The following is an 11,622-nucleotide window of genomic DNA, read 5'->3' as shown; positions in this document are numbered from 1 at the left end:
CAACTGGATTCCGTGTCAAGCACGGAATGGTTCACTCGGTCGGCGATATTTTCATCCTTTGTGGTGGCACTTGAAAAGTGACATGGCTGTTCTAGATATTTACGAGAAAAAGACCGGGTAGTTGCTCTATTATTTCCTTTATGATTTTCTCCTTTGATTTGCCCGCCTGGTCAATATTAATATCAGCGTATTTGTAGTAAAGAGGATGTCTCTCATCATAGATTTCTCGTAATGATTTGCTCTTAAACCCGATAATGCCCCTGTTTGATGCGTTTTCCAGCCTCCCTTGAATATTCTCGAAGGTATCATCAAGGTGAACCAAAAAAGAATGCTCTTTAAGGTATCTCATAAGGTCGGGGAGATAAACAATACTGCCTCCCGGTGCAATAACCCTATGCTTCATATTCAATTCATGCATTCTCTGTTTTTCCAGCAATAGAAGAGCGTCTTCCCCCTTGTCGTTAATGATGCATTGAATTGTCTGCCCCTCCGTACTGCATATGTATTCATCCAGGTCTGTAAAATCGAATGCTAAAGCTCTGGCTAATCCTGAACCTATGGTAGATTTACCCGTACCTGCCATCCCGATCAGGATAACGCCTTCTTTTCTCATTGAAAAATAACCAGCCATAATGATGGAAATAAATATTGTATTTGACGTACAGGGATATCTTGAGATCGTCACCTGTTTATGCCAGAAGAGCCGTAATTGAAGGCTAATTGGAGATGACGGCACTATCGCGAATGGTTGAATTAATGTATCTATCGATCCCTTCGCGTAGCGAGCAAGGCTGATAACCTAACACTCTATTTGCGAGCCCTATATCAAGAACAAACCTGAAAGGCCGGTTACTTTCTTCCGCGGTAAACCGAACATTCGAACTGGACCCGGTTAGTTGAAGAATAGTCCGGGCCAGAGTCTTTATGCTGGTTTCTTCGCCACTACCAATATTATAAATTCCCGGCTTATCCCGTTCCAAAGCCAGCAGATTGGCTTTGATCACATCCTTGATATAAACGAAATCGTTTGATTGGTTCCCATCACCATGTATTGTCAAAGGGTTATTGTCCAGAGCCTGATGAATGAATCGGTTCACCGCTCCTCCTTTTTTGCCTCCCCTTCCATAAACGATAGAGTAGCGTAGCACAGTCACTTTGGCCAACTTTGCATATAGCTGTGCGTAGACTTCGCCTCCAAGCTTGCCTATTCCGTAGTGGGTACGGGGTCGCGTGGGATGCTTTTCATCCACCGGCAGACGTTCAGGGGGTTCGGAATAGACGTCAATACTTGAACTGTAGATAAACCTGTCAATATTATTTGAACCGGCAGCACTCAATAGATTAAGAGTGCCCCGGGCGTTAATATCCAGACTCAGGAAGGGATTATCATGATCAGTTATACGGGGAAGTTGCGCCGCTAAGTGGAAGATAGCTCCGATATTATGATCTTTTAACAATTGACAGATTGCCTCTCTTTCCCGTATATCTCCACGTATCAAATGAAAGTTGGGCTGCTGCAATAAAGGTCTCACGTTCTCAGCATTGCCCGAATACGATAGCGCGCAGACATCATATCCACGCCGCACCAATTCATGGCATAGATGAGAGCCGATGAAACCGGTGGCCCCGGTTACCAGAATGTTCATTTTGCTATGAAACAAGCTAGGCATAATTCACTCATAAAGAGTTCGGCTTGAAACGTCTCTGTCAGAGCGCAACGGCAGCCAAAACTGGGAGATTTCAAAGCCCCAAACAAGTATCACCTCAAAGATATTGTCTCTTTCCTTAATTCAATCGAGGAACCAGTCCCGCGATTGTTTCCTTCATAAGCCTCCTCTCCCGGTCAGAGAAGGCTCTCATCAAAAATAGCGCTGTGCCGAATATCGTTGCTCCTGTAACTATTGCCAAAATGATGCCGAAAATGCCATCAACTCTTATGAAGTAAAGGGCCAGAGCCATCACAACAGACCCGGCAACAACCTTAACCAATAATTTGGAGTCAATAGTGATTCCTATCGCTTTTTGTGCCCATACAGTTACGATCGTCGCCAAAGTGAAGTGAGACACCATACTGGAAACTGCCGCGCCGATTATACCAATCTGAGGAATTAGAACCAGGTTAAGTCCCACATTGATGATTGCGGCTAAAGCTATGACCAAAGGCAACCGTCCGGTCTCTTTAACCAGGTAAACTACGTACACATTGATCTGATACACGCCTGAAAATATTACTCCCACGCCAAGAAAAAAAATCAACAGTTCACCGGATAGAAACTCGGAAGTGGTAAGGACGCTCAACAGACGTTGGGACAACATTGACAGACCAACAATAGCCGGGATAGCCAGACAGAGAAAGATCTTGGTTGAATATTGCAGATAACTTTTTACCTTTTGTACCTCTCCCTTTTCCCACAAGCCGGATACTGTGTAGAAAACATTGGCCGCTACCGGGGTTATGAAGAAAGAGATGAGATTGACCAGTGACCATGAAACGGAGTAAATACCGGCATAGGATAAACCGAGGAGGTGGGTAATGATATACCTGGAACTGGAGTTCATGGTCCAGAAAAGGAGTGCTGAAGGTAAAATTGGAATACTGAAGAGTACGTATTCCTTTAAGCCGCGGATGTGGAGAGTTGGTACGCCTGTTTCAAGGAATATCAAGCCCAGTACCAGGATTACGAAAAGGCCTTGAATGATAATGTTGGAAAATACGACCCATATCAGATCAAACCCGTTAATTATAAGTATCGCCAAAATAGCCGTTTGCAACAAGGAACAGCCAATTTGCATAACGGCCACTCTTCTTATTCTGCGCAAAGCCTTGTAATAGCACAGGGATAGGCCGAACAGGGCACGAACAGCAGTCCACAGGAAAGTTAATGAAACAAAGGGCATATATCGGGAATCCACAAATATGGCTGCCGATAAGCTTTCCCTGAGAATCCAGGATATGACCAGCAACAGGAACCCGATGCTGAAAACCGGCCAGATTACTATGCCCAGGGACTGCCGTATCTTTTCTCTGTTCTGCTGACCTGATAGGAATCTTATATAGGCACTATCGAGTTTCAGAGTTAATATAGGGGCAAGCAAAGCCGTGGTTACAGATATTTGCGCCCACACACCATAAAGCTCGGCAGGGAAAGACTTTGTCAGAAAGGCTACGGTTACCAGACCTACGACACTTTGAAACCCCAGACCTGAAAAAGTCCATATCGTATCGCGGGTGAACTTCCGGACCTCGTCTACGGTTCCCCGGACGAAAGTCTGGACTTCACTTGCATTTTCATTAATCACGAGTAATAACGTCCTGTTAACGATAATCGTTGAATGCCGGGTGAGCAACAGTTGCCACGTTGTAAAGAGGCTCGATGATGAAGTCTGGTGTTGCGTGCTCTACGAGTCTGTTCAGTATATTCATGTCAAATATCTCATGGCACTGTGGGGATTGGTGAAAAAGTTGAATAAAATAATGCCGAAACTCGGGGGAATGATACCATAGATACCAGTATCTTTTATCCGGTGACTGAGATGAGGTTGAAGGCGCTGCTAGACTCAAGACCCTGCCCAAGCCAGCTCTGGATATTCTGGTAGCTAAATCGAACAGGGTCGGCGTACATGCTCTGGCCTTTGGTGACAGAATGGGCCCTTTGGGAGTGTCAATCTTACTTAAGGGTGCGTCCAGCCCGGTATAGATATATTCCTGCATCAGTCTGCGGTACAAATACTGATGATAGAGATACTTTCTGGGTAAACCGGTGAAAAAATCAACCACTTCATAGTCCCAGAAAGGTATCATCACCTGATAACCGAAGCTCCTGTATGTGTGACACTCACGTAGCGTATATCGTCTGATGCGTTGCTCGGTTGTCCAACGCTGGGTCAGGCTTAATATCGTCGGGTCATCATTCACTTTCATCGTTTCCCTGAAGCTGTCCTGAACGGTATTCCAGTGTCCGGAACTCCAGGGGTAAAGTTGTTTTAAGCTCCGGTCACTCATGCTCTTATGCACTTTCCCAATCGCCAGGCGAGTTAATTGATGATTGAACGCGTGTAAGTAATAGTCGACTACGTGACTGCCGGCGATGAAATCACCCGAATGCCCGGGAAGAAAAACGTCACAGGTAGATTGGCATTCCCCGTTTACGGCATAAGCTCCTATCCCGTGTGAATATTTCGTGGTTGAACCGATAAGACTAACCAGGTCATCGTGCCGTTTACCGGTAAAAGCCTGTTCGTCTTCCCAGGTTATCTTCTTGATTGGTATGGATAGAAAATCTGCCACCCGGGATGCCAGTTCTAAATCCCCGTAGCCGGGCGTGCCATATGAATAGGCGATTACTGGCACGTTGTTTCTGCTTAGTCCCCAGGCGATAAATCGAGAGTCCATGCCGCCGGACAGCGGGACGCCCGCAGTCCATTTTCTCTTTTGGATAGCATTTGCGTAGATTTCAAATATGTTCTTAAACAGGTGCGCCAGAAGGTCGAGCAATTCTGTTTCAGACTCGTGCCTGTGCTCTGTCAGCTTGTAGGACCAGTACTGGTTATGAAACACTCGTGGCTCTTGAGTATAATCTATGCTGGTAACGGCGTGGGGGGGAAACTCCCAAACTCCTTCGATAAGCGTTTGTGTTCCCAGTACATAACAGAATTGCAATAGCTGCGCAACTGCTACCCTGTTTAGCTCTTGTGCCTCAATATCACGTACAATCCGCCAGTAATCATCACTTACGAACATCTCTCCGTTATGCTGGCCCCAGTAAAGAGGAACAGACCCCCACCTGTCTGTGATAATATGAACACATTTATTCCGCTCATCAACCAATACGAGCAGGAAACTACCGTTAAGATCGCCAGCTTCGTTCAATAATCGTCCCTGGTGATACAGGCGCATGGCATACTCAGCGGCTTCCTTATCAAAGAGAATGGTACTGAAACAATGTCTGAAATATCCGAAAAGCCAGCAGGTTACAGGGGGATTAACCGATACATAGACAGTATTTCCTTCTTCTGATGTTAAGTTATTGACTGTTACGGAGAGGTGCATGTTAAAGTTATTCATTTTAGTATATCTCGGGCTGATATTGATGAGCTTTGTTTTCTTCCTGATAACAACGTCATCCAGGAACAATCATACGTGGTCGAGGTCGCCAAATCTAAAAAAGTACCTGCAATTGGGGGGCAGGTTTAATCTGGTGCGTATATTGATATAGCTGGTGCTACGGCTTGGGATGAAACCTAACCTTCTTAAAAGATGAGGAAAGTTGTCTTTTGTCGCCGGTTCATTTTGCATGGAGTAGGTCTCTATTACATCTGCTTTTTGCTTCTTGAAAAATGCAAATGCAAACGCCATCAGAGTTCGGTCAATTCCCTCTTCTTCGGGATCGGTCAACATGTCGACTATGTACCCCATGCGCACATTGTCACGAATTTCTTCTCCCAACGTAATAACAATATATCCAAGCAGATGGTCCTTCTTATGCGCAGCATAGATTGTGAACTTGACGGGGCTTGCCACATATCTCCAATTAAGGTACTCTTTGTCTCTCAGGATAATCGCGTCATAGTCTTTAGAAACGCGTTCCCATAAATCCACCACGTCATCGTCAAAACGTGAAATCTCAGTAATGTCTAGCCCGTCTAATACAGGTTGATTGACATCTCTAAAGGCTATCCTGGCGCCGGCTCTGGCAAAAAACCTGATTGAATAGAAAGCAAGCTCGTTTTTTACAGTCCCCTTCAGGAAATTATCCATATTCAGGATATAGTAAAACCTCTTGATGCCAAACAACGCAACTGCGCCGAATCTCGCCATCGCCGGAGCTAACATAGCAGACGGCACGCTGTAAATAAGATCGACTCCGTCCCTGTCCGCCTCAGCCAGCAACTTACCACGAATCTTACTGTGCACGCCTTTACCCCTATGTGAAGGCAAAGTAAAACTGTCCATTCCCTGAAAACATTTAATGACCTGCTCTCCGATTTTCATTCTCGCAGTGGCCAATCCGAATGTTGAGATTATCTGACCGTTATGCTCGGCTAAGCTCAGGCGGGTTGGCCCAATCGGATTTTGAAAGTATTTCCAATCATAATAAGCGCTCGTCCGGTTAAAGAATCCGCTTTCACCCAGGCGCTCTCTAAACACCAAAATTGAGGGTAGGTCAGCCTTGGTGGCGTCCCTTATAACCAGTTCTTTTACTATTGTTTCCTCCATGTCATCCCTTCTAATCCTGCTCCTCTGTCAGTATCACAGGGATATATCGGTTGAAGCCGGCTGTTCTTTCGTAAACTGGAGAGCATGGGCCAACTGTCCCATGCTAAGGTTGTCCAATAGACCCGAGTCCCGATAGCGGCAAAACTCGGTAAATATATTCTCCAGTCCCCTAAAAAGTCTTCCGGGGTTGGCGGCAAGGTTGAAAGGATGGAAACACAGGTGAAAGAGCCTCCGCTGCTCTGCCGCTCGTCGTAATGCCCTCTTCGATTTCCACACCTGAAGCCTAACGGCCGGGGTAGATGTCCAATAACGAGGTGGTGGGTAGGATAAACACATCGGTAAGTCCCATAATCCATTGTGTTCCTCAGGCAGAACGGTTGGCCCTGCGCTTAAACAGTAAACGAGCCATCTCATGATTCTCGGCTTGCGGACTGGATCCTGAAGAAGATTGCCACGGTAGGCAATATACCCGTGCTCTTTCAGCACATCCAGATGCCCCACCATCTGAAGCGGGAATACAAATGACTTAAGCTCCAGCCCGAACTCTTCAGCAGCAAGGCGACACGCAAGCAACTCTGATGCAAAACAGTCCCGGCTACACTCCGGGTCGCCCACCTGGATATGAGAAAAGGTATGACAGCCAATCTCCTGGCTAACCTTGCTACTCATAATCTGCTGTAGGATATCTCTTCCATACCAGATAGGGGCATCTTCAAGGTGGCTGCATGGGTCCACAGCAAACCAGTCGTCTGATAACCAGCTATATGTGGGCCTGATAATTTCCGGGTGTATTACCCCGTTTACGGGTTGGCATTTATCCAGGAAGAGATGCCCCACTGTAGCCCAAGTAGCACTAATTTGAAATTTGTCAAGAAGCTCCAGGAGTCTGGTTATGCATGCTCGCGTGAGCTGAAACCACGACTCACGCTCGGCAACTCTACCATAATGTGCTGAACCCCAGGCAAGTTCAAAGTCCAGGGAAAGAACAAAAGCTCCTCTGTCTAGTAGGTTATCCGCTCTGGTTGCAGTCTCCACCTGTTGTAAGTAGCCGTAGCTGACTCCTTTCTAATCATTTACCGTGCGCTACTCAGAAGCTCAATGTTTTTATCAAGAATACTGATAATGTGTGCCAGTATCGAGCTATCACGCTTTTCCCTCAATGCTCCTGAACAACCCTCTGGCAAACCTTAAAAACTCTTCCCGCCACACTTTCCCAGCTCCCGTTTTCTACAGCGTAGCTTCGGCCGCTTTCCCCCATTCTTTCTCTGGTTTCAGTACTGCGAAGCAAGTTAACAACGGCGTTGGCGAGTTCATCAGGATCTTCGGCTGGTACGCAAATTCCGGCATTTGCCCCTTCCAGAAGTTCTCTCACCCCGTCTATGTCACTGGCAACAACCGGTTTCCCGCAGGCTAGATACTCGTATACCTTGTTCGGAGAAAGTCCGGTTCTGCCATTTCTTTCTTCTATAAATGGAGCTACACACAAATCACTGGCGTTAATATACAGTGGAACACTCGCATAAGGTATAACTCCGGTAAAAATAAACCTGTCTGACACGCCTAGTCCGTCGGCAAGGTTAGCCAGTGTTTCGCGGTTATATCCATCCCCGACAATCAAGAACACACTGCTTGAACATTGCTCCAGTATATTTGGACTTGCTTTTATCAGGTATTCTATGCCCTGCCATTTATATAGCGCTCCGACAAAGCAGATATAGTTATGTTTTTCGTTTAGCTGGAGCGCTCTCCTTGCTTCCTGAGTGTTCATCGGTCTGAATAATTCCGTATTAGCTCCACACCCGATTGCAGATATCTTCTCTGGTTTGATATTGTATTCAAGTTCCAGTATTTTCTTGATTTTGGGCTGAACTGCAATTAGATGGTCAGCATATTTGAATGTTTTTTCATTGAGCGAGCCCTTTATGTAACTCGCCCACCTGCGTATTCCCAAAGGCCTTGTCTCCACTTTCCAACTGCTAATAAATAGCGCATTAATTTCTACTATGTATGGGAGCCGGAAAAGTCTAGCCAGAACAAAGGTGAAAAGGGCTTGACTGTCTCTCGTATATATCAGGTCGGGTCTTCTTTTCCTGAGTAATAATGCAGCTCTAACAAAACCCTGCATTACACGCAGCATAGCTGCCATAAGAGGAACTCTCTCGGATGTTTCTGAACCGTTTGCCTTTATGACATCAATCTCGGCGAGTTTTGATAAATTGCTGACCAGCTCCTTAATATGCGTGGTATCGCCTCGCTGGATTGCCAGCGCATAACTGGGTAAAAAGACCAGTATATTCATAAATGTGAATGACCTCTATTTCGTAAAGGTAAACAAATTTCCCCTTAAGCAGTTTCACCCTTCTTCTACCGGAAATCCCATGTGCCAGGGCAAGAGCATTTCTAACTTGCTGGAAGAATAATTATCTCCAATCACTTTCCTGACTGCTGTGGCGATAGAAATTGCATCAGGATAATATTGTTTCTCCAACGCGCGGCTCGCCGGAGCCGGGATGTCAGGTAGAGAAACCCGGGCTACCGGTACCGCACGCGAAAAACGGAAATCATCGTGTTCCATCACTCTGGTAATGACCTCTGCCCCGGCGCCGAAGCTTTTCCAACCGCTGTCAGCCACGACCAGCCTCCTGGTCTTCTTTACAGAGCCGATCACCAGAGATTCGTCCAGCGGCTTCAGTGTGCGTAAATCTATCACCTCAACATCTATACTTTCTTTCTCTAATATTTCCGCTGCTTTTAACGCCTCAATAACCATATATGATGTGGCCACTACAGTAACGTCCTTTCCTTCTCTACGCACCGCTCCTTTCCCAATAGGCACTGTATACATTTCCTCAGGTACGTCTCCCTGGTGAGCATAAAGCCAGCGCTCATCAACATACACTACCGGATTACTGTCCGCTACGCTTGATATGAGCAGTCCCTTCGCGTCATATGGCGTTGCCGGCATCACCACCTTCAAGCCGGGGATATGGGCAAGCATGGCATGTATAGCCTGAGAATGCTGTGCCCCCTGCTCTCCCCCCCGGTTGATTACGCCCCATATAGTTAAAGGGACATTCAAATTTCCTCCGTACATATAGTGCCAGCTTGCGGCATTATTAGCCAGTTGGTCCATGGCGAGATACATAAAGTCCATTCTGGCATGGAACAATATCGGACGCATGCCGGTAAGAGCTGCGCCTATTGCCGTTCCAGCCACACAATTTTCGGAGATAGGCGTGTCTATAACACGGCCTTCTCCAAAACGCTCAACAAGACCGACGGTGCTGTTGCCGGCATACCAGGGGCTATTAACTCCCTGTCCGATAAGAAACACATTCTCATCACCGGCTATTAACTGGTGCAATGCCTCATTTAATGCCTGGACATAGGATATCTGTCTCATGCTGGTTAACTCCACTTCGTTATCTGAACAGACATTCAAGTAGCTCTTCCGAATCAGGGTAACAGACTTCCTCCGCAAAGGTAACAGCATCCTGCACCTCACGCTTGATCTCTGCCCTGATGCTAGACATCTCGGAACTAGAAAGGATACGATTTTCAGACAGTATTTGTTCAAAGGTTTTGATAGGACACTTATTCATCCAGGAATTCAGTTCCTCCTGGCTTCTGAGTTTTTCACCAACATCATTACCGGGCCCTACATGCCCGTGCCACCGGTAGGTCATGCACTCCAGCAGAAAAGGCCCCCCCCCACTTCTGACAGAAGCGATTGCCTCCTCAGTTGCCAGAAAGACCTCCATAACGTCGTTCCCATCAATCCTGCGCCCGGGCATATTGAAGGCTTTCGCTTTCCTGTAAATAGCGGTGTCAGACAGGCAGGATGATACAGGCATATGCGTAGCGTAGAGATTGTTCTCACAAACGAATATTACCGGTAGCTTCTTAAGCGCGGCAAAATTGAGCGATTCATAAAAGACACCCTCATTGGTAGCACCGTCACCAAAGAAGCAAACTGATATAGAACCGGACTTCCGTAGCACAGATGTCAAGGCAGAGCCACAGGCCAATGGTATCGAGCCAGCAACAATAGCGGGACTCCCCGGTAACCCTATCTCTGGAGAAGCTAGATGCATCGATCCTCCTCTCCCCTTTGAGCATCCTGACGCCTTGCCGTACATTTCAGCCATAAGCGTATTTATGTCTCCGCCCTTAGCAATATAATGGCCGTGACTCCGGTGAGTGCTAAAGACATAGTCACTATTTTGCAGGTTAGCACAGACACCCGCGGCCACTGCTTCCTGCCCGATATAGAGATGTACCGGACATTTGATTTCGTTATTCAGGAAGGGGATTATTCCTTCTTCGAATAATCGTATCCTGAGCATGGTTACGTACATCGCCTTCAGGATGTCGGAAGAGACTCCGTTAATTGACCTGTTATCTGACGGTTTACTCATACTACGTATTTCCTCTTAGTGACAACGCGGGAATCTATTTTGTCCATGTTTTCGCTTACCCAGTTTATGGTCCTGGTTAAGCCTTCTCCCAGGTCAACCTTGGGGACGAATCCGAGCATGTTCCTGGCTTTAGAGGTATTTGGCACTCTCAGATCAATATCGGTAAAGTCCAGGCTTTTGAAAACTATCCGGGACTTGCTCCCGCAAAGTTCAATGATTTCTCTTGCCAGCCCCTGGATGGTGATAGTGTTGTTCTGATTGCCAATGTTGAATGCCTGTCCGATAGCCTCAGGAACTTCCATAGCGCGTAGTACCCCGTCGCAAAAGTCGTCGATATAGCACCAGGCTCTTATCTGTGTGCCATCGCCATATACCTCCAGGTCCTCGTTTCTTAGCGCTTTCATTATGAAACGAAGCACAACATGGTCTCCTACTCTGTCAGGGCCAAAAATATTGAAAGGGCGAATCACCACCGCGGGCAGACCCTTCTGGCGGAAATAGCTGAATGCCAGTTGCTCAGCTGCCAGCTTGCTAACACAGTAGCACCACCTTATATCCTGAACTGAAGCGAAGGTGGAATCGCCGCTCTCGGCAATGCCGAAGGCGCGCACTCCAAAGACTTCACTGGTTGAAAATACCAGCACTCGTTCACAGTTCTGGTTGTTTGCCAGCGATTTCAATAGATTTGATGTGCCGCCATAGTTAACTTCCAGCGTGTTCAGGGAATCACTGATGACCTCCTGCACGCCCACTTTAGCGGCCATATGTATCACTATTTGAGCTTCTCTGGTCGCGCAGTCAATACTTTCCTTGTCCAGTATGTCCCCCTGAAATTTTTGGACATATACGTTATTCTTCAGTTCCGAAAAGGCAAAAGCATTGTGCTCAAAATCGGTGTCAAACAGAACCACCTGATTATCCTCACAGAGTCTGGTTGCCATCGCCACTCCGATAAATCCTCCACCACCGGTAATTAGTATATTTTTC

The 11,622-nt window shown here is 46.7% G+C and carries 10 protein-coding genes; all 10 read right to left on the bottom strand.

The genetic code is table 11. The features are described from left to right. Nucleotides 1-91: 91 nt before the first annotated feature. Nucleotides 92-613 (bottom strand): shikimate kinase, encoded by a 522-nt coding sequence (locus Q8Q07_02205; protein ID MDP3879105.1) that lies wholly within the window; start codon nucleotides 611-613, stop codon nucleotides 92-94. Nucleotides 614-716: 103 nt separating this feature from the next. Then, entirely contained in the window at nucleotides 717-1,670 is a 954-nt protein-coding gene (locus tag Q8Q07_02200; protein MDP3879104.1) for an NAD-dependent epimerase/dehydratase family protein, read from the bottom strand. Between the two features lie 115 nt (nucleotides 1,671-1,785). Next, nucleotides 1,786-3,300 (bottom strand): polysaccharide biosynthesis C-terminal domain-containing protein, encoded by a 1,515-nt coding sequence (locus Q8Q07_02195; GenBank protein ID MDP3879103.1) that lies wholly within the window; start codon nucleotides 3,298-3,300, stop codon nucleotides 1,786-1,788. Nucleotides 3,301-3,316: 16 nt separating this feature from the next. Beyond that, on the bottom strand, nucleotides 3,317-5,065 hold the full coding sequence (locus tag Q8Q07_02190; protein ID MDP3879102.1) for an asparagine synthase-related protein: 1,749 nt from the start codon (nucleotides 5,063-5,065) through the stop codon (nucleotides 3,317-3,319). Nucleotides 5,066-5,134: 69 nt separating this feature from the next. Beyond that, nucleotides 5,135-6,217, bottom strand: a complete 1,083-nt coding sequence (locus Q8Q07_02185) for a GNAT family N-acetyltransferase (protein MDP3879101.1) — start codon at nucleotides 6,215-6,217, stop codon at nucleotides 5,135-5,137. Between the two features lie 33 nt (nucleotides 6,218-6,250). Beyond that, entirely contained in the window at nucleotides 6,251-6,886 is a 636-nt protein-coding gene (locus Q8Q07_02180) for a hypothetical protein (protein MDP3879100.1), read from the bottom strand. A gap of 487 nt (nucleotides 6,887-7,373) precedes the next feature. After that, the gene (locus Q8Q07_02175; GenBank protein ID MDP3879099.1) at nucleotides 7,374-8,516 is read right to left on the bottom strand and encodes a glycosyltransferase family 4 protein; all 1,143 of its coding nucleotides are present in this window, start codon (nucleotides 8,514-8,516) and stop codon (nucleotides 7,374-7,376) included. A gap of 54 nt (nucleotides 8,517-8,570) precedes the next feature. Next, on the bottom strand, nucleotides 8,571-9,620 hold the full coding sequence (locus Q8Q07_02170; GenBank protein MDP3879098.1) for a pyruvate dehydrogenase complex E1 component subunit beta: 1,050 nt from the start codon (nucleotides 9,618-9,620) through the stop codon (nucleotides 8,571-8,573). A gap of 19 nt (nucleotides 9,621-9,639) precedes the next feature. Beyond that, a complete protein-coding gene (locus tag Q8Q07_02165) occupies nucleotides 9,640-10,635 on the bottom strand; it encodes a thiamine pyrophosphate-dependent dehydrogenase E1 component subunit alpha (protein MDP3879097.1) in 996 nt (331 codons plus the stop codon). Further along, a partial coding sequence (locus Q8Q07_02160) for an NAD-dependent epimerase/dehydratase family protein (protein ID MDP3879096.1) occupies nucleotides 10,632-11,622 on the bottom strand: 991 nt, incomplete at its 5' end. The genes Q8Q07_02165 and Q8Q07_02160, both read right to left, overlap by 4 nt.

The sequence above is a fragment of the Dehalococcoidales bacterium genome (genome assembly GCA_030698765.1).
Taxonomy (GTDB): Bacteria; Chloroflexota; Dehalococcoidia; order Dehalococcoidales; family UBA2162; genus JAUYMF01.
Note: the sequence above shows the minus strand (reverse complement) of the source record. Positions and strands in the feature narration are given on the sequence as shown.